The sequence below is a fragment of the Pseudomonas sp. BNK-44-b genome (genome assembly GCF_047456245.1).
In the GTDB taxonomy this organism is placed as follows: domain Bacteria; phylum Pseudomonadota; class Gammaproteobacteria; order Pseudomonadales; family Pseudomonadaceae; genus Aquipseudomonas; species Aquipseudomonas machongensis.
Map to the genome: position 1 here is coordinate 51,721 of NZ_CP179908.1, position 21,326 is coordinate 73,046.

At 65.0% G+C, this 21,326-nt stretch carries 18 protein-coding genes and 1 tRNA gene; 11 read left to right on the forward strand and 8 right to left on the reverse strand.

Translation table 11 applies throughout. From position 1 onward, the window contains the following. The first annotated feature begins 124 nt into the window (after positions 1 to 124). The 7 genes from fdnG (at position 125) to ACMGGG_RS00330 (ending at position 9,343) form a co-directional block, all read left to right on the forward strand. The gene (gene fdnG, locus ACMGGG_RS00300; RefSeq protein WP_414154684.1) at positions 125 to 3,193 is read left to right on the forward strand and encodes a formate dehydrogenase-N subunit alpha; all 3,069 of its coding nucleotides are present in this window, start codon (positions 125 to 127) and stop codon (positions 3,191 to 3,193) included. Continuing rightward, a complete protein-coding gene (gene fdxH / locus ACMGGG_RS00305; RefSeq protein WP_414154685.1) occupies positions 3,193 to 4,143 on the forward strand; it encodes a formate dehydrogenase subunit beta in 951 nt (316 codons plus the stop codon). The genes fdnG and fdxH overlap by 1 nt, the downstream gene beginning before the upstream one ends. Continuing rightward, on the forward strand, positions 4,140 to 4,796 hold the full coding sequence (locus ACMGGG_RS00310) for a formate dehydrogenase subunit gamma (RefSeq protein ID WP_054893574.1): 657 nt from the start codon (positions 4,140 to 4,142) through the stop codon (positions 4,794 to 4,796). Before fdxH ends, ACMGGG_RS00310 begins: the two co-directional genes overlap by 4 nt. A 4-nt stretch (positions 4,797 to 4,800) precedes the next feature. Beyond that, on the forward strand, positions 4,801 to 5,727 hold the full coding sequence (gene fdhE / locus ACMGGG_RS00315) for a formate dehydrogenase accessory protein FdhE (RefSeq protein WP_414154686.1): 927 nt from the start codon (positions 4,801 to 4,803) through the stop codon (positions 5,725 to 5,727). A gap of 167 nt (positions 5,728 to 5,894) precedes the next feature. Continuing rightward, positions 5,895 to 7,322, forward strand: a complete 1,428-nt coding sequence (selA, locus tag ACMGGG_RS00320; RefSeq protein ID WP_414154687.1) for an L-seryl-tRNA(Sec) selenium transferase — start codon at positions 5,895 to 5,897, stop codon at positions 7,320 to 7,322. Beyond that, a complete protein-coding gene (gene selB / locus ACMGGG_RS00325) occupies positions 7,319 to 9,241 on the forward strand; it encodes a selenocysteine-specific translation elongation factor (protein ID WP_414155844.1) in 1,923 nt (640 codons plus the stop codon). The genes selA and selB overlap by 4 nt, the downstream gene beginning before the upstream one ends. A gap of 6 nt (positions 9,242 to 9,247) precedes the next feature. Next, positions 9,248 to 9,343: transfer RNA gene (locus tag ACMGGG_RS00330), tRNA-Sec, on the forward strand. 119 nt (positions 9,344 to 9,462) lie between these two features. Here ACMGGG_RS00330 and ACMGGG_RS00335 read toward each other — a convergent pair. Beyond that, on the reverse strand, positions 9,463 to 10,452 hold the full coding sequence (locus ACMGGG_RS00335) for an asparaginase (RefSeq protein ID WP_063542495.1): 990 nt from the start codon (positions 10,450 to 10,452) through the stop codon (positions 9,463 to 9,465). Positions 10,453 to 10,524: 72 nt separating this feature from the next. Continuing rightward, positions 10,525 to 11,967: an alanine/glycine:cation symporter family protein gene (locus ACMGGG_RS00340; protein ID WP_054893578.1), complete on the reverse strand. Its 1,443-nt coding sequence runs from the start codon at positions 11,965 to 11,967 to the stop codon at positions 10,525 to 10,527. 178 nt (positions 11,968 to 12,145) lie between these two features. Here ACMGGG_RS00340 and ACMGGG_RS00345 point away from each other — a divergent pair, with 178 nt between their 5' ends. Then, positions 12,146 to 12,958 (forward strand): helix-turn-helix domain-containing protein, encoded by an 813-nt coding sequence (locus ACMGGG_RS00345; RefSeq protein WP_054893579.1) that lies wholly within the window; start codon positions 12,146 to 12,148, stop codon positions 12,956 to 12,958. 58 nt (positions 12,959 to 13,016) lie between these two features. Here the strand turns inward: ACMGGG_RS00345 and ACMGGG_RS00350 are convergent, their stop codons facing one another. From ACMGGG_RS00350 to ACMGGG_RS00360, 3 genes are all read right to left on the reverse strand, one after another. After that, a complete protein-coding gene (locus ACMGGG_RS00350; protein WP_414154688.1) occupies positions 13,017 to 13,862 on the reverse strand; it encodes an alpha/beta hydrolase in 846 nt (281 codons plus the stop codon). A gap of 150 nt (positions 13,863 to 14,012) precedes the next feature. Beyond that, on the reverse strand, positions 14,013 to 14,807 hold the full coding sequence (locus tag ACMGGG_RS00355; RefSeq protein WP_414154689.1) for a TSUP family transporter: 795 nt from the start codon (positions 14,805 to 14,807) through the stop codon (positions 14,013 to 14,015). Between the two features lie 19 nt (positions 14,808 to 14,826). Continuing rightward, complete coding sequence (locus ACMGGG_RS00360) at positions 14,827 to 15,870, reverse strand: hypothetical protein (RefSeq protein WP_414154690.1); 1,044 nt, start codon at positions 15,868 to 15,870, stop codon at positions 14,827 to 14,829. Positions 15,871 to 16,306: 436 nt separating this feature from the next. Between ACMGGG_RS00360 and ACMGGG_RS00365 the strand changes: the two genes are divergently transcribed. Together ACMGGG_RS00365 and ACMGGG_RS00370 are read left to right on the forward strand one after the other, a co-directional pair. Further along, a complete protein-coding gene (locus ACMGGG_RS00365) occupies positions 16,307 to 17,191 on the forward strand; it encodes a sugar nucleotide-binding protein (protein ID WP_063542503.1) in 885 nt (294 codons plus the stop codon). Continuing rightward, positions 17,184 to 18,116 carry an NAD-dependent epimerase/dehydratase family protein gene (locus ACMGGG_RS00370; RefSeq protein ID WP_151926341.1) on the forward strand — a complete coding sequence of 311 codons (933 nt, stop codon included), beginning with the start codon at positions 17,184 to 17,186 and terminating at the stop codon, positions 18,114 to 18,116. Before ACMGGG_RS00365 ends, ACMGGG_RS00370 begins: the two co-directional genes overlap by 8 nt. 84 nt (positions 18,117 to 18,200) lie before the next feature. On the opposite strand, the gene ACMGGG_RS00375 is transcribed toward ACMGGG_RS00370, so the two are convergent. After that, positions 18,201 to 18,629 (reverse strand): winged helix-turn-helix transcriptional regulator, encoded by a 429-nt coding sequence (locus tag ACMGGG_RS00375; RefSeq protein WP_054893585.1) that lies wholly within the window; start codon positions 18,627 to 18,629, stop codon positions 18,201 to 18,203. A gap of 100 nt (positions 18,630 to 18,729) precedes the next feature. Here ACMGGG_RS00375 and ACMGGG_RS00380 point away from each other — a divergent pair, with 100 nt between their 5' ends. Beyond that, the gene (locus tag ACMGGG_RS00380) at positions 18,730 to 19,911 is read left to right on the forward strand and encodes an MFS transporter (protein WP_414154691.1); all 1,182 of its coding nucleotides are present in this window, start codon (positions 18,730 to 18,732) and stop codon (positions 19,909 to 19,911) included. 49 nt (positions 19,912 to 19,960) lie between these two features. Here ACMGGG_RS00380 and ACMGGG_RS00385 read toward each other — a convergent pair whose 3' ends face one another. After that, positions 19,961 to 20,644, reverse strand: a complete 684-nt coding sequence (locus ACMGGG_RS00385; protein WP_414154692.1) for an OmpW/AlkL family protein — start codon at positions 20,642 to 20,644, stop codon at positions 19,961 to 19,963. 110 nt (positions 20,645 to 20,754) lie between these two features. Beyond that, positions 20,755 to 21,321: a DUF3299 domain-containing protein gene (locus ACMGGG_RS00390; RefSeq protein ID WP_054893588.1), complete on the reverse strand. Its 567-nt coding sequence runs from the start codon at positions 21,319 to 21,321 to the stop codon at positions 20,755 to 20,757. Between the last annotated feature and the right edge of the window lie 5 nt (positions 21,322 to 21,326).

The following is a 21,326-nucleotide window of genomic DNA, read 5'->3' on the forward strand; positions in this document are numbered from 1 at the left end:
CCTTGTCATAGCACTTCTCGGAATCTTGTCTAGGCTTAACGCTGGCGGTATCTGTCTACCGCCACCGTGAAGTCCAGAGGCGCCGGCAATGTCCCGTGCGTCCAAACCTGATCAGGAGTGCACGATGGACCTGAACCGTCGGCAATTCTTCAAGGTCGCCGCCGTCGGCCTTGGAGGCTCGAGCCTCGCGGCGTTGGGCATGGCCCCGACAGCCGCGTTCGCCGAGCAGGTGCGCCACTTCAAGCTGGCGCACACCAAAGAAACCCGCAACACTTGCCCCTACTGCTCGGTCGGCTGCGGCCTGATCCTGTACAGCCAGGGCGATGCGGGCAAGAACGTCAAACAGAACATCATCCACATCGAAGGCGACGCCGATCATCCGGTCAACCGCGGCACCCTGTGCCCGAAAGGTGCCGGGCTGCTCGACTTCATCCACAGCCCCAGCCGCCTGCAATACCCCGAGATGCGCAAGCCGGGCAGCCAGGAATGGGTGCGGGTCAGCTGGGACGAGGCGCTCGACCGCGTCGCCACGCTGATGAAGCAGGACCGCGATGCCAACTTCATCGAGAAGAACGCCCAGGGCCAGACGGTCAACCGCTGGTTGAGTACGGGCTTCCTCGCGGCGTCGGCAGCGTCCAGCGAAGCAGGCTACCTGACTCATAAAGTCATCCGTTCACTCGGCATGCTGGGGTTCGACAACCAGGCGCGTGTCTGACACGGCCCGACGGTGGCAAGTCTTGCCCCGACGTACGGCCGTGGCGCGATGACCAATCACTGGTCTGACATCGCCAACGCAAACCTGGTGCTGGTCATGGGCGGCAACGCAGCCGAGGCCCACCCCTGCGGGTTCAAATGGGTGACCGAGGCCAAGGCGCACAACAAAGCGCGCCTGATCGTGGTCGATCCGCGTTTCACCCGGACCGCTTCGGTGGCCGACTACTACGCGCCGATTCGCACCGGCAGCGACATCGCCTTCATGGGAGGGCTGATCAACTACCTGCTGACGACCGACCAGATCCAGCACGAATACGTGCGCAACTACACCGACGTGTCGTTCATCGTCAAAGAGAACTATGGCTTCGAAGACGGCCTGTTCAGTGGCTATGACGCGGCCAAGCGGATCTATGCCGACAAGTCCGGCTGGGGCTACGAGCTGGGCGAGGACGGCTTCGCCAAGGTCGACCCGACGCTGCAGCACCCGCGCTGCGTGTTCCAGTTGATGAAGCAGCACTACAGCCGCTACACGCCGGAAATCGCCAGCATGACCTGCGGCATGCCGCAGGACCAGATGATGAAAGTCTGGGAAGAGATCGCCACCTGCGCCGTGCCGGGCAAGACCATGACGATCCTCTACGCCCTGGGCTGGACCCAGCATTCGATCGGGGCGCAGATCATCCGCAGTGCGGCGATGGTCCAGCTGCTGCTGGGCAATGTCGGCATGCCCGGCGGTGGGGTCAACGCCCTGCGCGGGCATTCCAACATCCAGGGGCTGACCGACCTGGGGCTGCTGTCGAACTCGCTGCCGGGGTACCTGACGCTGGCCGGCGATGCCGAGCAGGACTACGCCGCGTTCATCGACAAGCGCGCCTCCAAGCCGCTGCGTCCGGGCCAGCTCTCGTATTGGCAGAACTATGGCAAGTTCCATGTCAGCCTGATGAAGGCCTGGTATGGCGCCAACGCCACCGCCGAGAACAACTGGGGCTATGACTGGCTGCCCAAGCTCGATGTAGCGGCCTACGACGTGCTGCGCATGTTCGAGATGATGAGCCAGGGCAAGGTCAACGGCTACATGTGCCAGGGTTTCAACCCGATCGCCGCGCTGCCGGACAAGAACCGCGTCACTGCGGCGCTGGGCAAGCTCAAGTGGCTGGTGATCATGGACCCGCTGGCCACCGAGACATCCGAGTTCTGGCGCAACGCCGGGCCGTACAACGATGTCGATACGGCCAATATCCAGACCGAGGTGATTCGCCTGCCCACCACCTGCTTTGCCGAGGAGGACGGCTCGCTGGTCAACAGCAGCCGCTGGCTGCAGTGGCACTGGAAGGGCGCTGACGGCCCCGGCGAGACGCGCACCGACGTGCAGATCATGAGCGAGCTGTTCCTGCGTCTGCGTCAGCGCTACAAGTCGGAAGGCGGCGCTTACCCCGACCCGATGCTCAACATCAGCTGGCCGTACAAGATCCCCGAGGAGCCTTCCCCCGAAGAGCTCGCCAAGGAAATGAACGGCTGGGCGGTGAGCGACATGACCGACGCCAGTGGCCTGGCCATCAAGGGCGGTCAGCAGTTGTCGGGCTTCGGTCAGTTGAAAGATGACGGCAGCACAGCATCCGGCTGCTGGATCTTCGCCGGCTGCTGGACCGAGCAAGGCAACCAGATGGCCCGGCGCGACAATAGCGACCCTTACGGCATGCACCAGGTACAGAACTGGGCCTGGGCCTGGCCGGCCAACCGCCGCATCCTCTACAACCGCGCCTCCAGCGACCCGCAGGGCAACCCGTGGGACCCGCACAAGAAACGCCTGGTGTGGTGGAACGGCAAGGCCTGGGGCGGCACTGACGTGCCCGACTTCAAGGTCGACTCTCCGCCTGAAGCGGGGATGAATCCGTTCATCATGAACCCCGAAGGCGTGGCGCGCTTCTTCGCCATCGACAAGATGGCCGAGGGGCCGTTCCCCGAGCACTACGAGCCGTTCGAGACACCGATCGGGATCAACCCGCTGCACCCGAACAACAAGAAGGCCACCAGCAACCCGGCAGGCCGGATCTTCGATTCGGTATGGGACACCCTCGGCAAGCACGAGGAGTTCCCCTACGCAGCGACCACCTACCGGCTGACCGAGCACTTCCACTTCTGGAGCAAGCACTGCCGCCTGAACGCGATCATCCAGCCCGAGCAGTTCGTCGAGATTGGCGAAGTGCTGGCCGGCGAGAAGGGCATCAAGGCGGGAGATCGGGTGCGGGTGTCGAGCAAGCGTGGGCATATCGAGGCGGTAGCGGTGGTGACCAAGCGGATCCGTCCGCTGCAGGTCAATAACCAGACCGTGCACCAGATCGGCATCCCGCTGCACTGGGGCTTCACCGGTTCGACCCGGCATGGCTACCTGACCAACACGCTGGTGCCGTTCCTCGGTGATGGCAACACCCAGACGCCGGAGTCCAAGTCGTTCCTCGTCAACGTGGAGAAAATCTGATGGCCCAGCAAGATATCATCGCCCGCTCGGCCACCACGACCGTACCGCCTTCGGTACGCCAGCAGGAGCAGGTCGCCAAGCTGATCGACACCACCAAGTGCATCGGCTGCAAGGCCTGCCAGGTGGCGTGCTCGGAGTGGAACGAGCTGCGCGACGAGGTCGGCCACAACCACGGCACCTACGAAAACCCGCAGGACCTCACCGCCGACACCTGGACCCTGATGCGCTTTACCGAGCACGAGCGCGACGACGGGAACCTGGAGTGGCTGATCCGCAAGGACGGCTGCATGCACTGCGCCGACCCTGGCTGCCTCAAGGCCTGCCCGAGCCCCGGCGCGATCATCAAGCACGCCAACGGCATCGTCGACTTCAACCAGGACCACTGCATCGGTTGCGGTTATTGCATCACCGGCTGTCCGTTCAACATCCCGCGAATCTCGCAGAAAGACCACAAGGCCTACAAGTGCAGCCTGTGTTCCGACCGCGTGGCCGTGGGCCTGGAGCCGGCCTGCGTGAAGACCTGCCCGACCGGGGCGATCGTCTTCGGCAGCAAGGACGAGATGAAGGTGCATGCCGACGAGCGCATCGTCGACCTCAAGTCGCGCGGCTACGAGAACGCCGGCCTGTACGACCCGGACGGTGTCGGTGGCACCCACGTGATGTACGTGCTGCACCACGCCGATACACCCAGGCTGTATGCAGGCCTGCCGGACCAGCCGGTGATCAGCCCGCTGGTAGGGTTGTGGAAGGGCATCAGCAAACCGCTGGCGCTGCTGGCCATGGGCGCGGCGGTCCTGGCCGGGTTCTTCCACTATGTGCGGGTCGGGCCGCAGCGGGTCGAGGAGGACGAGCATCCCGCTCCGACCGATACCAGCGTGCACCAGGTGGACCCGGCAGTGCACGTCTATGACCCGGGCAAGCCCGGCGGGCAAGGGGAGCAGCGGCCATGAACGACAACAAGCCTATCCTGCGCTACAACGCCAACGAGCGGACCAACCACTGGATCGTCGCGATCCTGTTCTTCATGGCCGGGCTGTCGGGGCTGGCGCTGTTCCATCCGGCGCTGTTCTGGCTCAGCAACCTGTTCGGTGGCGGCCCCTGGACGCGCATCCTGCACCCCTTCCTCGGGGTGGCGATGTTCGTGTTCTTCCTGGGGCTGGTGATCCGCTTCTGGCGGGCCAACTTCATCACCGCCAACGACCGCCTGTGGCTGCGCCGTGTGGATCGGGTGATGCGCAACGAGGAAGAAGGCGTGCCGCCGATCGGCAAGTACAACGCCGGGCAGAAGCTGCTGTTCTGGACCTTGCTGGTGTGCATGCTGATCCTGCTGGTCAGTGGCGTGGTGATCTGGCGCGCCTGGTTCAGCCAGTACTTCGACATCGGCGCGATTCGCCTGGCCACCTTGCTGCACGCCCTGGCGGCGTTCGTGCTGGTGCTGAGCATCATCGTGCACATCTATGCCGGGATCTGGATCAAGGGCTCGGTCGGCGCCATGCTGCACGGCTGGGTCAGCCGCGCCTGGGCACGCAAACATCATGAGCTGTGGTACCGGGACGTGACTGGCGACAAGACGCCGCACAACCCCGGACGGAAAGAAGGATGAGCGCTTGAGCACGATTCTCGAACCCGGGCAGATCGAAGCGTCGGCGGTAATGCCGCCGTTTCTCCACCAGCCCGCCGACAACCTGTTCGAACTGCGCGCGGCGCGACTGGAGCAGCTTGCCCAGGGCCATGCCCTTGGCGACTACCTGAGGCTGGTTGCGCGCCTGTGCCGGGTGCAGCAGCAGTTGCTCGACAATCCACCCTCCGGCGTGCCGGTCGCCGAGCAGCGTCAGCGCCTGTGCATCAGCCACGGCCTGCCGCCGCTGGCGGCCGACAGCCTGGTGCGGGAAGGGCCGTGGTTGCTCTGGCTGCAGGCGCTGCTGGATCGCTTCGAGGTCCCGGAGCAGGGTGCCCTGGCGGATGCCCTGAAGGTTCTGCACAGCAGCGAAGAGAGCCAGCGTAAAGGTTGGGGTATCGCCTTGCTGAGCGGTCAGTACGATGCCGTGCCCGCGGCGCTGGTGCCTTTCATCGGCGCTGCGTTGCAGGCGGCCTGGGCCAGTTGGCGGCGGGGCTTGCCCAGCGATGAGCTCAAGCCCGGCAGCAGCCTCGCGCAGTGTCCGTGCTGCGGCTCGCCAGCGATGGCGGGCCTGGTGCGCAACCGCGGCAAGCACAACGGGCTGCGCTACCTGGCCTGTTCGCTGTGCGCCTGTGAGTGGCATGTGGTGCGGGTCAAGTGTGTGTACTGCGAGTCGAGCAAGGATTTGCGCTACTCCAGCCTTGAGGATGATCGTCATGCCCCGGGCAAGGCTCCGCTGCGGGCGGAGTGCTGCCCTGGTTGCAGCACCTACCTCAAGCACTGCTACCTGGAAAATGACGCGATGGGCGAGGTGTTGGCCGATGACCTGGCCAGCCTGGCGCTGGATATCCGGTTGGACGAGGAGGGCTTTCATCGGCTGGCGCCGAACCTGATGTTGGCGCCTGGAGGAGGATGAGGGTCTACACTGCACACCGAGCCGCCCCTATCGCGGGGCAAGTCGCAGCGGCGAACCGCCGCTCCTGCAATGACCCCGCCACCTTTGCGGACGACGGGTAACCTGTAGGAGCGGGCTTGCCCGCGAAAGGGCCATTACAGACACCGGATCAACCAAGGTAGTACCGCATGTCGTCAAGCCTCGCCAATCAAGCGCCACGCCTGCCCTCCATCGACACCCTGCTACGCCACCCCGCCTGCCAGCCCTTGCTCGATCGCCATGGCCGCGACGCCACCCTGGCCAGCCTGCGTCAACTGCTAGACGACCTGCGCGAACCCGCTCGCCTTGGCCAGTTGAGCGCCGTCGAACTGGCTGCTGAAATCCTGCTTGGCCGCGCCGGCGAGCGCCTGGCGATCCAGCAGCGCAGCCAGGTGCGAAGGGTCTTCAACCTCACTGGCACGGTGCTGCACACCAACCTCGGTCGTGCCTTGTTGCCGGAAGAGGCCGTACAGGCGATGCAGACCGCCGCCCGTTATCCGCTCAACCTCGAGTTCGACCTGGCCACCGGCAAGCGCGGTGACCGTGATGACCTGATCGAGGGCCTGATCCGCGAGCTGACCGGCGCCGAGGCAGTCACCGTGGTCAACAACAACGCCGCTGCCGTGCTGCTGGCGCTCAACAGCCTGGGTGCGCGCAAGGAAGGGATCATCTCCCGTGGCGAGCTGATCGAGATCGGCGGCGCCTTCCGCATTCCCGACATCATGGCCCGTGCCGGTGTGCGCCTGCACGAGATCGGCACCACCAACCGCACCCATGCCCGCGACTACGAGGCGGCGATCAATCCGCGCACCGGCCTGCTGATGCGCGTGCATTGCAGCAACTACAGCATCCAGGGCTTTACCACCCAGGTGCCGACCGCCGAGCTTGCGCGCATCGCCCATCAACATGATCTGCCGCTGCTCGAAGACCTGGGTAGCGGCAGCCTGCTCGACCTCACCCGTTGGGGCCTGCCCGCCGAGCCGACGGTGCGTCAGGCATTGGCGGACGGCGCCGATATCGTCACCTTCAGCGGCGACAAACTGCTGGGTGGTCCGCAGGCGGGCATCATCGTCGGGCGCAAGGAGCTGATCGCCAGGATCAAGAAGAACCCGCTCAAGCGCGCGCTGCGTGTGGACAAGATCACCCTGGCGGCGCTCGAGGCGGTGCTGGCGCTGTACCGCGACCCCGATAGCCTGGCCGAACGCTTGCCCAGCCTGCGCCTGCTGACCCGGCCCCAGGACGAGATCGCAACCCAGGCGCAGCGCCTGGCGCCAGAACTGGCCGCGCGACTGGGCGAGCAGTGGACGGTCGCGGTCGAGCCCGCATTGGGCATGATCGGTAGCGGCAGCCAGCCGGTAGCGCGGCTGCCAAGCGCGGCGCTGTGCTTGCGGCCACAGGTGTCGAAGAAGCTGCGTGGTCGCAGCCTGAGGGTGCTGGAGCGCGCACTGCGCGAGTTGCCGGTGCCGGTGCTTGGACGCATCGATGACGATGCCCTGTGGCTCGACCTGCGTCAGTTGGATGACGAAACCCAGTGGCTGGCGCAGTTGCCGGCGTTGCAGCTGGGGCCGGTGCAGTGATCGTCGGCACCGCCGGGCATATCGATCACGGCAAGACTGCGCTGCTCCAGGCCCTGACCGGCCAGGCCGGCGACCAGCGCCAGGAAGAACGCGCCCGGGGCATGACCATCGACCTCGGCTATCGCTATGCGGCCCTGGCCGAAGGCGAGCCGTTGACCGGCTTCATCGACGTCCCCGGTCACGAGCGTTTTATCCACAACATGCTCGCCGGCGCCCACGGTATCGACCTGGTGTTGCTGGTAGTGGCCGCTGATGACGGCGTTATGCCGCAGACCCGTGAGCACCTAGCGATCATCGAGCTGCTGGGCATTCCCCAAGCGCTGGTGGCGATCAGCAAGTGCGATCGGGTCGAGGCACCGCGACTGCTGGAAGTCCAGCACGAGGTCGAAGCGCTGCTGGCCCCCGGGCCTTATGCCGGGGCTCGTCAGTTCGTCTTGTCCAGCGTGACCGGTGAAGGCGTCGAAGTGCTGCGCCAGGCGTTGGTCGAGGCGCGCACGCAGGTGCTGCGGCGTGGGAGCCAAGGAGGCTTTCGGCTGGCAATTGACCGTGCTTTCGCCGTTTCCGGTGCCGGTGTGGTGGTGACCGGCACCGCGCTGGCCGGGCAGGTGAGCGCGGGCGACACCCTGTTGCTGGGCAAGGCTGGCAAAGCTGTGCGGGTGCGTGGCCTGCATGCACAGAACCAGGCCGCGCTGGTGGCCGAGGCCGGGCAGCGCGTGGCGCTGAACATCAGTGCCGAGCGCCTGGCCGTGGAGCACGTGCACCGTGGCGATTGGCTGGTGCCCGAGTGGCTGCATGCGCCCAGTTCGCGTATCGATATCGAGTTGTCATTGTTGCCGGGCGAAACGCGCACCTTCGAGCATTTCAGCGCGGTGCATGTGCACCTGGGTACCCAGGACGTGACCGCGCGGGTGGCGCTGCTGGAGGGCGAGGCTCTGACGGCAGGCCAACGCATGTTCGCTCAGTTGCTGCTCAACGCGCCGCTGCAGGCGGTGCATGGCGACCGCCTGGTGCTGCGCGACCAGCGTGCCCAGCGCACCCTCGGCGGTGGTCGGGTGCTCGACCCTTTCGCCCCCAGCAGGCAGCGCCGCAGCGAGTCGCGCTTGCGCCAACTGCAGGTGCTGCGCGATGCCTGCGATCTGGAGCAGGCCCTGCCGGCCCTTCTGGCGGCGGCTCCCGCCGGGCTCGACCCGCAGCGCCTGGAGCGACAGTTCAACCGTCTGCGCGACAGTTGGCGGTTGCCCGATGACGTCCAGGTGATTGCCACCCGCCAGGGGCCGTTGCTGTTCGATCGTCAGCAATGGCAGGCGCTCAGGCATGAAGTGCTCGAGCAACTGGCGCAGTTCCACGAGCAGGAGCCCGATCAGCTTGGCCCCGACCGCGACCGCCTGCGCCGCTTCTGCGCCTTGCCGCTGGAGCGTGCCGCCTTTGTCAGCCTGCTGGACGAGTTGCTCGGTGAGGGCGCAGTCGCCAGCAGCGGCCCATGGTTGCACCTGCCGGATCACAAGGTGCAGTTGAGTGACGCCGATACTGCGCTCTGGGAGCGTCTGCAACCGCGTTTGCTGGAAGGTGCGTTCGATCCGCCCTGGGTCAGGACCCTGGCTGCAGCCGAGCAGGTGGAGGAAACCCAGGTGCGCCTGCTGATGCGCAAGCTGGCGCGGCTGGGAGTGCTGCACCAGGTGGTGCGCGACCTGTTCTACCCGCAGGAGACGATCCAGCGCATGGCCGAGATGTTGTTGCGCCAGATACAGGACACGCCGGTAGTGCAGGTGGCGGCGTTTCGCGATATGTTGGGCATCGGTCGCAAGCGCAGTGTGCAGATTCTCGAGTACTTCGACCGGCTTGGCCTGACCCGCAGGGTTGCCGAGCAACGTCACATCCGCGCCGATAGCGCGCTGGCCCGGCAGCAGGCCAGGCCCTGAGTTCAAGGAAGGCAATCGCGCCCGGTGGCGCGGCCGGGCTTCAAACCCGGTTGGGGACGGCAGCCGTTCCCGGGCAGGTTCGACTCCCGCTGCCTTCCGCCATTTTCGCCAGGCCTCTTCGCGGGCAAGCCCGCTCCCACAGGTACAGCACAATTCTCAAGAACTGTGGAAATCCCTGCGGGAGCGGGCTTGCCCGCGAAGAGGCCATGACAGGCTGAAACCTAAGCCCGCTCCCCACACAGGTCCAATGCAAACCACCGCTCTGCGGCCTCCACATCCAACCCAGCCCCCAACAGCGCGAACATCTTGCCCAGCGCCGCTTCGCGAGTCATCCCGCCACCACTGACCAGCCCGGTATCGCGCAGCTTGCTGCCGGCGGCATAGGTGTCGAACACCACCGCGCCCTCGGGACACTGGCTGATCGCGACGATCATCACCCCGCGTTGACGCGCACCGTGCAGCGCGTCGAGCAGTGCCTGGTCATCGGACGGGCCGGTACCGCTGCCATAGCACTCAAGCAGCAAGCCCTGGACCCCCGCGTCGAACAGCCCGTGCAGGTAATCCGCACACAACCCTGGGAACACCGGCAGCACCGCCAGCTTCACCGCTTGGCGCACCTGGCGGTAGTCCAGGCTGGCAGGGATCTGTGCAGCGCGCTCGCCCTCGCGGTGGCGTTCCATCACGGTGAACGCATCGAAGGCTTCGCTGCGCAGTTTCGAGGCGCGGCAGCCGTGCAGCAACCGGCCGTGGAAGTAAAGCTGCACGCCTTTGCCCAGGCCCTGCTCGAACTGACGCAACGCGCCGACCAGGTTGTCCCAGGCGTCGCTGTCTGGCGCACCGGCCGGCAGCATGGAGCCGGTAAGCAGGACCGGCACCTGCAGGCCGAGCAGCAGGAACGACAACGTTGCCGCGCTGTAGGCCAGGGTGTCGGTGCCATGCAGTACCAGCACGCCGTCATGGCCGTCATGCTCGACCGCCTCGACGATGGCATCACGCATCGCCAGCCAATTGGCCTGCTGCATGTTGGCGCTGTCGATCAGCGGGTTGAGCTCGCGCAAGGTCCATTGCAGTGTCGGCGCGTCATTGCGCTGTGCGAGGTGGGCACGCATACGTGCATCGAAGCCACCCGCCGGCGCCAGGCCCGCGGGGGTCTGCAGCATGCCGATGGTGCCACCTGTGTAGAGAACGAGGAGATTCTTGACTGCACCCATGGAAGGATTCCGAAGCGAGGAGCGAAGGAAAGCCGGCCGCCCACGAGCGGGGCGGCCGGGCAGGGCAGGGTATCAGCGCTGGTGCTGAAGTTCGCCAGCAGCTTTGTCAGTGGCTGTTTCAGCCTGAGGATTGGCTGGCCAGGCGGCACGGTCCAGGTCCAGGTCGGCAAATTTGCTGGAGTCGAACACCGGCTGCTTGATGCCGGCCTTGCGCTGTGCGTCGTAGTCGCGCATCACGCGCAGGCCGACCTTGAACAGCAGGGCCAGGGCGACCAGGTTGACGAAGGCCAGACAGGTCATGGTGATGTCGGCGAAGGCGAACACGGTCGACAGGTCTTGCATCGAACCCCACACCACCAGCGCCAGCACCAGGCCGCGGAAGGCCATCAGCACGACACGGTTGCGGCTCAGGAACTGCAGGCTGTTCTCGCCCAGGTAGTAGTTGTAGAGGATGCAGGTGAAGACGAACAGCGACAGCGCGACGCTGACGAAGATGCGGCCCCAGTCACCGACCACGGCGGCCAGCGAGTTCTGGGTCAGGACGATACCGTCGCCTTCGAAGCCTGGGGTGTAGAAGCCCGACAGCAGGATCAGCAGCGCGGTGCAGGTGCAGATCACGAAGGTGTCGAGGAACACGCTGAAGGCCTGCACCACGCCCTGGGCGCCCGGGTGCTTCACTGCCGCCACGGCCGCGACGTTCGGGGCACTGCCCAGGCCCGCTTCGTTGGCGAACACGCCGCGTTTCACGCCCATGACGATGGCGCTGCCCAGCAGGCCGGCAAAGGCCGGGTCGAGGCCGAAGGCGCTCTTGAAGATGGTTTCCAGCATGGCAGGCACGTGTTCGATCTGGGTGCCGATCACGTACAGGGTCACGCCGATGTAGGCCAGGGTCTTGATCGGCACCAGCAGGTCCGACACCGCGGCGATGCGCTTGATGCCGCCGATGAAGGTGATGGCCAGCAGCACTGCCAGGACGATACCGGTGTGGCGTGGGTCGAAGGCAAAGGCGTTCTGCAGCGAATGGGTCACGGTGTACGACTGCAGGCCGATGAAGGCGAAGCCGTAGGTGACCAGCAGCAGGATCGAGAACACGATCGCCATGCTCTTGAGCTTCAGGCCGTGCTGAATGTAATAGGCCGGGCCGCCGCGGTACAGGCCGTCGCCGTCGGCGCGCTTGTAGACCTGGGCCAGGGTACATTCGAAGAAGCTGCTGGACATGCCCACCAGTGCGGTGACCCACATCCAGAACACTGCGCCTGGGCCGCCCAGGGTCACGGCGATGCCGACACCGGCAATGTTACCTGCACCGACGCGGCCGGCGAGGCTCAGCATCAGGGCCTGGAACGAGCTCAGTTGGCCAGCCTGGCCGCGCAGGGACTCCTTGAACACGCCGAACATGTGGCCGAAGTGGCGGAACTGGACGAACCGGGAACGAATGGTGAAGTAGCTACCGAGCCCGACGATCAGGACGATGAGCAGTTTTCCTGAAAGGAAATCGTTAAGTGCTTCGAGCATTGGAAAATGACCTCGATTCTTATTCTTCGTGTGGAGTGACCAGCGGCGACAGAGACGCGCGCTATCGTTGGCGCGCATGGTTGGTCATGACACCTGTGGTTACAATTTCGCGGGTTGCTCTGTTTTGGTGCGACTTGATGCTAGACTTGCACCACTCGCATCACCTGGAACGCCGTTCATGGCCGATTTTCTAGCCGCCAATCTCAAACTCGCCTGCAGCCACTACCGCTCTATTTCAGAGGTTTGCCGACAGCTGTCGATAAATCGCGCGCAATTCAACAAGTACCTGAGCGGGCAGAGCCAGCCGACGACCTACAACCTCAAGCGCATCGGCGATTTCTTCGGGGTCGAGGATTACGAGCTGAACCTGCCGCCGGAACAGTTCGCCCGGCTGATCGGTGCGCGCAACCCTTCGGTGTCGTCAGGCCCGCAGGACGACCCGATCAGCGAGCTGTTCAAGCCCTTGCATGCCCAGGCCGGCAACCTGTCGCGCTATTGCGGCTACTACTTCGAATATTCCAACTGCATGTCGGTACCAGGCTCGATCCTGGTGTCGCTGGTGCACCTGTGGGAGGAGCGCGGCAGCTTCCTGTTCGAGCGCCAGGAACGCCAGGAGCGCAGCAGTGCCGGCAGCCAGCATGCGGAGGTGCGTTGCCGCTACCTGGGCGCAGCGTTCCAGTTGCAGGATCGTGTGTTCCTGATCGACTACGAGTCGCTGACCCTCAACGAGATGAGCCAGACCGTGCTCATCCCCAGCTTCAAGAGCCGTATCACCCGCCTCAACGGGCTCAAGACCGGGGTCTCCAGCGGCGACCGGCGCAACCCTGCCTGCACCCGCGTGGTGTGGGAGTTTCTTGGTGAAGAGATCAACCGTATCAATGCCTATCGCCAGGTGAAGCTCTATCGCCCGGACGACCCGCGTATCGACGATGATATTCGCGACCGGCTCGGCGCCGGTGCGATCAGCAATGGGTTGTTCGAGATCGAATAGGGATTTCGGCTCTACACCGCGGCGTCTGCTTCGCGGGCAAGTCGCAGCGCCGAACCAGTCACCCCTGGTCGAGTATGAACGCCGCCACCGCATCCGCTACCTGATCGGCAATCTCCGGTGCATCGCGCAGGTGTGCGGCGATGCCGTGGTCGCAGTCGGTCAGCAACAGGCACTCCACATGGGGCGCCGGCACCGAGCGCAGCAGCGCATGGGTGACTTCCTCCGGAATCGGGCTGTAGCGCTGCACCCCGCGCAGCATTCGGGTACCGGCGCTGGTGCCGGGGCCTTGGCCGTGGGTCTGGGAGTTGAGGCCGTCGTACTCGCCGATCACCAGCAGTACCCGCCCCTGGAACTGGCGCAGGAAGGCGTAGCTGTCGCAGTCGAGAAAGGCGTAGGGCTTGCGGATCGCCGCGCTGAAGGCCGGCCCGAATGGCGCGTCGTGGGCGTCATCGGGGTAGACCGCCGGGCAGATCAGCACCAGCTTGTCGATGTCTGGCAGTTGCGCCGCAAGCTTGAGGGCAATGGCGCCACCCAGGCTGTGGCCGACCAGGGTACGGCAGCGTTCGGCGATATGCCGGTGGAAGCGCCGGGCCTCCTGCAGGTTGATCGCCAGGGTCGGTGCGCTGGCGCCGGGTTCGCTCGCTTGGCTGTGGCCGGACAGGTTGCCGGTCAGCGAGCCGATGCCCTGGCGTTGCAGGCGATAGAGCAGCGGATTGAGGCGGGTGAAATCGGAGCGCGCGCCGCCGACCACGAACAGCGGCGGCGCCCGCTCGCTATCGGGCAAAAGCAGGCGTGCCTGCTGTTGATAACCGTCGAATGCTTCGTCGATGAAGCATTCGGTGCCCGGCGCAGGTTCGTCGTATTGCCAGCTGCCGCGTTGGTCGGAGGTGTTCGCGAAGTCCATGGCGCTCCTAGGCTCTGTATGAAAAACCTTGATACTCGGTGATGCTGCGTTGAAAACAGCCTCGGAATGCTCATTTACAACCCGTAAACTCCGCTTCCTCGGCTGTTTTCGCCTTGCCTGACCTTCGTCTCAAGGCTTTTCATACAGACCCTAGAGGAACTGATGTTGCAGCCATTCGCCGAGCGGGTTGCCTGCGCCAAGCAGCAGCTTGAGGGCCATGATGCAGCACACGCAGACCAGCAACGGCTTGATCAGCCTGGGTCCGAAATGCACCGCGCAGCGTGCGCCCAGTTGCGCACCGATGAACGCGGCACAGGCCATCGCCAGGGCCAGGGGCCAGATGATCGCCCCGCTCAGCGAGAATACCGAGAGGGCGCCGAGGTTGCACGCGGCGTTGAGCAGCTTGCTGTTGCACACGGCGCGCAGCAGGTGCTGACCCAGCAGGATTACGCAGGCGAGCATGAAGAACGAACCCACCCCAGGGCCGAACACGCCGTCATAGAAGCCGATCAGCGGGGCGGCGGTCAGGCAGAACACGGCGTTGGAGATCTTCGCCTTGCGCTCGTGCTCGTCGGGCTTGGGGCTGAAAGCGAAGTAGGCCGCAACCAGGATCAGCAGCACCGGCACGCAGGCTTGCAGGAGCGTCTTGGGCACCAGGCTCACCGACAGCGCGCCGAGGGCGCCGCCGGCGAAGGCCATGGCGGCCATGGGCAGGCCGCGTTGCCAGTCGATCATGCCCTTGCGGGCGAAGGCGACGGTGGCCGACACCGTCGCCGAGGCCGCCTGGAATTTGTTGGTGGCGATGGCCGCCAACGGGTCGATGCCGGCGACGAACAGTACCGGCAGGGTGATCAGCCCGCCGCCACCCGCGATGGCGTCGAAGAAGCCGGCCATCAGCGCCACCGACGCGAGGGTCAGCAGCAGGGAGACATCGATTTCCATCATTACCGCACGTTCCTTTTATTCAGCCGCGCACCAGCAGCGGATCCGGAGTGATCACCCGAGGTTGGGCGAAGGGGGAGTAGCCGAACAGCCGCACCAGCAGGCGACGGTTGTCCTGGACGATGTCGCGACCATGCAGGGCGCGGTTGTTGTTGATCACGAGGGCGGTGTCCGGTTGCAGCACGAAGGGCCTTGGCCGCGTCTCGGCGACCCGCTGCTGGAAGGCGTCGAAGGCCTGGGCGGCGAGGTCGCTGGCCTGGTCGTTGAGCGAGAACCGGTACGAGTTGTAACGCAGGGCAAAGCCGCCGTTGGCGTCGAACTGCAGCATCGCGGTGGCCTGCTCCGGTTCACCGCTGCCCGCGACGAAACAGTCGCTGCGGGTGAAGTCGAACGACGCTGAGGTCAGCGCCAGCGCGTGCAGGCTGCCCAAGCCTTCTATGACCTCGCGCATGGGAATGACGTGGGTCGGCTCGTTCGCCGGGTTCCAGCGCGCGGTGAGGATCAGCGCAGAGGGGGCCGGGGAATGGTCATCGCGAGCGATCACCGAGCAGTTGTACGGAGCTTCGGTGTGTGGGCCCAGGCGCAAGCCAGCGTGGGAGCTGAGTTCCACGCGGGTGTCGCGGGTTTCCTGCGGACGCGGCTGGCTGCCGCCACCCTTGAAGTTGCCGACCAGACGCACCTGCTTGCCTTCGTTGTCGATATCGAAGGCGAACGCCCGGTAGCGCACCAGTTCCAGCAGGATCTGGTTGCGTGAAGCCAGGTAGAGGCAGCGGGGATCGTGCTCCAGGCCCTGCAGCTCAGGCAGGTCTTCGGGGATGGGGTCGTGCTCCAGGCAGCTCATGCCGCGGTACATCAGTGCAGACAGCGTGCCGTCGGCGAAGCGCCGCAGTGTCGCTTGTTGCTGGACATCGAGCGATCTTGTCAGCGCTTCGGCGCATTGCCGTGCCTTGCCGGCTGCCCCGAAGACTTCCGGGCCGCCGAGTCGGGCGAGGGATTGGCTGGCGACGAACAGCGCATCGGCTTGATCCTGGGTAAATTCCAGGTACGCGACTTCGGAATCCTGCATGGGAAACCTTCCTTGTTATTGTTGTGTTGGCGTTCCGTGCCGGCCGACAGCTGGAGTGAGTTGACCTGACTGGTGTAACTCCAGTCGGTAGTGGCCAACTGCCGCGCAGTATCGGGTAGTTTCCGAAGGTGCAAAAGAGGGGGTGGAAAATTTCACAGCCGTGAAACGTTGTGAAGATCGAAGCCGGCGCGTCATGGTGGTGCTCTTGGTTATCGGGTGCGCATACGGGGCTGCCATGCCCCGGCCTCTGCTATTAGTTCAAGGTTTTGGTCTGGCGTGGTGCAAGACCGGTTTTATGTGAGCGACAGAGAAAGCTTCGATGCCTGTTGGAAACTTCCTACGTACAGATGGGGAAGCCCCTAGGGTTGGACTTCCCCTGGCGGAAACCGCAAAATGACCCCTTTCCCTAATCGATCTGAGCGGACCTGCTGACTCTATGCGTATGCGCCTGATGCTGTTGGGTGGTGGCAATGCCCTCGGGCAAGCGCTGATTCGTCTCGGGGCCGAGGAAGACATCGCGTTTCTGGCACCGCGCCCGCCGGACGAGGGCTGGGATCCGGCCAGCCTCACCCAGTTGCTCGACGATCACCGCCCCGATGCCCTGGTCAACCTGGCCTATTACTTCGACTGGTTCCAGGCCGAGTCGGTCAGCGAACAGCGCCTGGCCCTTCAGGAACGTGCCGTGGAGCGTCTGGCCGAATTGTGCCAGCACCACGAGATCACGCTGGTCCAGCCTTCCAGCTATCGCGTGTTCGACGGCTCGCGCGCCACCTCCTACAGCGAGAAGGACGAGCCGGTGCCGCTGGGCCTGCGTGGCCAGGCGCTGTGGCGCATCGAGCAGAGCGTGCGTGCGGCCTGCCCGCAGCATGTGCTGCTGCGTTTCGGTTGGGTGCTGGACGAAAGCCTCGACGGCGCACTCGGGCGCTTCCTGACGCGCGCCGAGCAACCGCAGGAGCTGCTGCTGGCCGATGACCGCCGCGGCAACCCGACGCCGGTCGACGATGCCGCCCGGGTGATCCTCTCGGTGATCAAGCAGCTGGACTGCGATGCGCCGCTGTGGGGCACCTACCATTACGCCGGCAACGAGGCGACCACACCGCTGGCGCTGGGACAAGCTATCCTTTCCGAGGCAGCGCAGTGGCACAAGCTGGCGGTGCAGGCCCCCACCGCACAGGCCCACGCCGCGCGCCCGGATGCCAGCGAGGAGCCGCAGCACGCGGTGCTGGCCTGCAAGAAGATCCTTCACACCTTCGGCATCAAGCCCCGCGCCTGGCGCGCCGGCTTGCCGCCCCTACTGGACCGTTTCTATCGTCATGGCTGATGCCCCCATCCTCATTACCGGCGGAGCTGGTTTCATCGGCTCCCACCTGTGCGATGCGCTGCTGGACAAAGGCTATGCGGTGCGCATTCTCGATGACCTGTCGACCGGCAAGCGCAGCAACCTGCAGATCGACCATCCGCGCCTGCAACTGATCGAAGGTGATGTTGCCGACACTGCACTGGTTACCCGTGCAGCCGCCGGTTGCGCGGCGGTGGTCCACCTCGCTGCGGTCGCGTCGGTGCAGGCGTCGGTGGACGACCCGGTCAAGACCCACCAGAGCAACTTCATCGGCACTCTCAATGTCTGCGAGGCGATGCGCATCAATGGTGTGCGCCGGGTGTTGTTCGCCTCGAGCGCGGCGGTCTACGGCAACAATGGCGAAGGCCAGTCGATCACCGAGGACACGCCCAAGGCGCCACTGACGCCCTATGCAGTGGACAAGCTGGCTGGCGAGCAGTACCTGGACTTCTACCGCCGCCAACATGGGCTGGAGCCTGTGGTGTTCCGCTTCTTCAATATCTTCGGGCCGCGCCAGGATCCCTCGTCGCCGTACTCGGGGGTGATCAGCATCTTCTGCGAGCGAGCGACCAAGGGCTTGCCGATCACCGTGTTCGGCGATGGCGAGCAGACCCGCGACTTCCTCTATGTCGGCGACCTGGTGCAGGTGATGGTGCAGGCGCTGGAGCAGCCGCAGGTGGAAGAGGGCGCGGTGAACATCGGCTTGAACCAGGCGACTTCGCTGAATCACTTGCTTGCGGCATTGCAGCAGGTGGTTGGCAGCTTGCCGGCGATCAGCCATGGCCCGGCGCGCGCGGGTGATATCCGCCACTCGCGGGCGGACAACCACCGGCTGTTGGCGCGTTTCGATTTTCCCCAGGCGACGCCGATCGCCGAGGGGCTGGCGCGTTTGTTGGGCAAAGACTGACAAACACGTTGGCGTTCCAGGTACTCCACTGATCTCCAGAACAGTGGAGTACCCCCGAACAGGCCCTGCCAGGCCATAACCCCTTCAAGCCCGCCGACAATCCTCCGGCCCCAGCACCCGCCCATCCCGCGCCCGTACTTCCAGCTTCGCCACAGGTTCGCCCTTGGCATTGTCCAGCAGCACCGAACGCGTCTCGCCCGCCTCGAACTGAAACCGCTCCCCCCACTGACGCAGGCCCACCACGATCGGAAACACCGAGCGGCCTTTTTCAGTCAGCACATATTCCTTGTACGCACTGCCATCCGACGCCGGCTGCAGCTCCATGAGCCCTGTTTCTACCAGCAGCTTCAGGCGCGTGGCGAGGATGTTCTTCGCCAGCCCCAGGTTCTTCTGGAACTCGCTGAAGCGGCGCAGCCCATCGAACGCGTCGCGCAGGATCATCAGTGCCCAGCGGTCGCCCAGCACTTCGAGTGCCCGGGCCACGGGGCATCGGCTGTTGTTTTCGTCGAGCATCGATCATTCCGGATGAGACAGTTTGGTTGCAGATTAAAACCAGGTTTGTTAGAAATCCAGCTTGTGGTTTTGTTTTGAAACCAGATTGCCAGGAGTCTGCATGTCATCTGCCCACGATGCATCTTCGTTTCAACTCACTCGCGGCCTGACCCTGTTGCTGGCCGCAGCCTGCGCACTGGCGGTGGCCACGGTGTACTGCGCCCAGCCGCTGTTGAAGTCCATGGCCCAGAGCCTGGGCGTGCCGAGTCGTCAGGTCGGCTGGGTGGTCGGCGCAACCCAGGCAGGCTACGCACTAGGATTGCTGCTGATCGTGCCGCTAGGGGACCTGCTCGACCGCAAGCGCTTGATCCTTGCGCAGTTGCTGCTGTCGGCACTGGCGCTGGTCGCGGTCGGCCTGGCCCAGCATTGGGCGGCGCTGTTGGCGGCCATGGGCATGGTCGGGCTGATGGCCGTGGTGGTGCAACTGATGGTCGCCCAGGCGGCCACCCTGGCGACACCGGCGCAGCAGGGGCAGGCGGTGGGAACGGTTACCAGCGGTATCGTAGTGGGGATTTTGCTGGCGCGGCTGGTGGCGGGAGTCGTGGCTGATCTGGCTGGCTGGCGAGGGGTTTATTTCGCTGCTGCCGGGTTGGCGCTGCTGATGGTCGTGCTGCTCGGCTGGCGTATGCCCTCTGCACGACCTCTGGGGCAGCGCCAACATTACCGGGCGTTGTTGCGCTCCATGGCGGTGCTGCTGCGCGATGATCGCCTGCTGCGCCAGCGGGGTGTGTTCGCATTACTGATCTTCGCCGCGTTCAGCGTGCTGTGGAGCAGCATGGTGCTGCCGTTGAGTGCGCTGCAACTGACCCACACCCAGATCGGCCTGTTCGGCCTGGCCGGTGTCGCCGGAGCCCTTGCCGCATCGGGTGCCGGGCGTTTGGCCGATCGCGGCCTTGGGCAGCGCACCACAGGGCTGGCGCTGGGGCTGCTGACACTGTCGTGGCTGCCGAGCCTGTTCGTCGGGCAGTCGCTGCTGGCGCTGGTAGCCGGTGTGGTGATGCTGGACCTCGCCGTGCAGGCAGTGCATGTGACCAACCAGAGCCTGCTGCTGGCCGGGCGGGCGGAGATGGCCAGTCGTCTGATTGGCGCGTACATGTGCTGCTATTCGGTGGGTAGTGGGGCGGGGGCGGTGACGGCGAGCTGGGTCTACGGGGCGTGGGGATGGGACGCGGTGTGTGGGCTTGGGGCTGGAGTCAGCGCGTTGGCGTGGGGGTATTGGTGGTGGCTGCAACGCCAGGGCTGAGCGGCAGCCAGAGGCCCCGCTGTACGGCGGGGCCTGAGTGCGTTGCGTGTCAGAACTTGTAGCCGATACCGACCATGTAGACCCATGGGTCGACTTCGAGGTTGACCTTGGTCTTGCCGACGCCCAGGGCGCTCGGGCCGTCGATGGTGGCCTTGGTGTCGATGTCGACGTACCAGACTGCGGCGTTGACCAGCAGGTTGTCGGTCAGCATGTAGTCCATGCCCAGCTGCCCGGCCAGGCCGATGGAGTCCTGCACCTTCATGTTACTGAAGCCCTGCTGCTTGCGGGCGCTGCTGAGGTCTTCATCGAAGAACAGCGTGTAGTTGATGCCGATACCGGCATAGGGCTGGAACTTCGACGAGGCTTCCATCGGGTAGTACTGCAGCGAGAGGGTCGGTGGCAGTTGCTTGATGTCGGCCAGCTTGCCGTCGAGCCCGCCGCCCAGGCCCTTGACGCCCACGGTGTGCTTGAACGGCGTGGCAGCGAGCAGCTCGATGCCGACGTGGTCGGTGAGCATGTAGGCGAAGGCCAGGCCCAGCTGGGTGTCGCTGTCGAGGGTGGCCTTGGTGCCGGAGACCTTGGCGCCGTCGAGCTTGAGGTCACTGCTGCTTTCATTCGGCGCAGTGGTGATGGCGCCGGCACGCATGATGAAGTCACCCGCCTGGTGGGCGTGGGCAACGGGGGCTGCGAGCGCCAACGCGACGAGCGAGGCACCGAGCAATGTCTTGTTCATGGAAGCTCCCAGAGGACGTAAGTAATCGAGTAGTCCAATGGTAAGGAGCCGTCCAAACACATTGTTTGACTCAGCTCAACGAAGCGGGCTTCACACGGGCGACACAGTTCTCATTTCAGCTCATATGCGTAGATTTTCTCGGCTTCCATCTGGTAACCGGCGTCGGCCAGCTCGCTGCTGGTGTTCTTGACCTGCATACGTCCCTCGATCCAGTAGGGCTGGTACAGGTCTTCGACGCGCACGCCCATCTCGCTGAAGATGTGCACGATCTGGTTGGACGGCGGCGGCGGCACGTGGATGCAGGCGCCGTAGTAGGGCACCAGGAGAAACTCGGTGGTGCGGCCTTCTTCGCTGACTTCCAGCGGCACGATGTAGCCGGGCAGTTTGACCTGCTGCCCGTCCAGCGCCTTGACCACCGGTGCGTCGGGCGCCTGCTGGCGGGCTGCCGGGGCAGACTCGGCCGCGAGCGCGTCGCCCAGCGAATTGCCCATCTGCGAGAGGTCATGTAGCGGGGTGAGCTGTGGGGGGATGACTGGCGCGCCCTCGGGGATCAGTGCCGGCCAGTCCAGCTCGCGCGGCTCGTCCGCCCAGGCCGGGATGATCAGCACCAGCAGCAACAGCAGGAGGATCTGTAGTGCTCTCTTCGCGGGCAAGCCCGTTCCCACAGGGATCGACATGACAA

Bases quoted from the DNA above. Each gene is read 5' to 3' on its own strand.
- ACMGGG_RS00310 (WP_054893574.1), top strand. From the start codon at position 4,140: ATGAACGACAACAAGCCTATCCTGCGCTACAACGCCAACGAGCGGACC.
- ACMGGG_RS00360 (WP_414154690.1), bottom strand. From the start codon at position 15,870: ATGCAGGATTCCGAAGTCGCGTACCTGGAATTTACCCAGGATCAAGCC.
- ACMGGG_RS00375 (WP_054893585.1), bottom strand. From the start codon at position 18,629: ATGCTCGACGAAAACAACAGCCGATGCCCCGTGGCCCGGGCACTCGAA.
- ACMGGG_RS00335 (WP_063542495.1), bottom strand. From the start codon at position 10,452: ATGGGTGCAGTCAAGAATCTCCTCGTTCTCTACACAGGTGGCACCATC.
- ACMGGG_RS00385 (WP_414154692.1), bottom strand. From the start codon at position 20,644: ATGAACAAGACATTGCTCGGTGCCTCGCTCGTCGCGTTGGCGCTCGCA.
- ACMGGG_RS00365 (WP_063542503.1), top strand. From the start codon at position 16,307: ATGCGTATGCGCCTGATGCTGTTGGGTGGTGGCAATGCCCTCGGGCAA.
- ACMGGG_RS00370 (WP_151926341.1), top strand. From the start codon at position 17,184: ATGGCTGATGCCCCCATCCTCATTACCGGCGGAGCTGGTTTCATCGGC.
- ACMGGG_RS00390 (WP_054893588.1), bottom strand. From the start codon at position 21,321: ATGTCGATCCCTGTGGGAACGGGCTTGCCCGCGAAGAGAGCACTACAG.
- ACMGGG_RS00350 (WP_414154688.1), bottom strand. From the start codon at position 13,862: ATGGACTTCGCGAACACCTCCGACCAACGCGGCAGCTGGCAATACGAC.
- ACMGGG_RS00355 (WP_414154689.1), bottom strand. From the start codon at position 14,807: ATGATGGAAATCGATGTCTCCCTGCTGCTGACCCTCGCGTCGGTGGCG.
- ACMGGG_RS00345 (WP_054893579.1), top strand. From the start codon at position 12,146: ATGGCCGATTTTCTAGCCGCCAATCTCAAACTCGCCTGCAGCCACTAC.
- fdxH (WP_414154685.1), top strand. From the start codon at position 3,193: ATGGCCCAGCAAGATATCATCGCCCGCTCGGCCACCACGACCGTACCG.
- selA (WP_414154687.1), top strand. From the start codon at position 5,895: ATGTCGTCAAGCCTCGCCAATCAAGCGCCACGCCTGCCCTCCATCGAC.
- ACMGGG_RS00380 (WP_414154691.1), top strand. From the start codon at position 18,730: ATGTCATCTGCCCACGATGCATCTTCGTTTCAACTCACTCGCGGCCTG.
- ACMGGG_RS00340 (WP_054893578.1), bottom strand. From the start codon at position 11,967: ATGCTCGAAGCACTTAACGATTTCCTTTCAGGAAAACTGCTCATCGTC.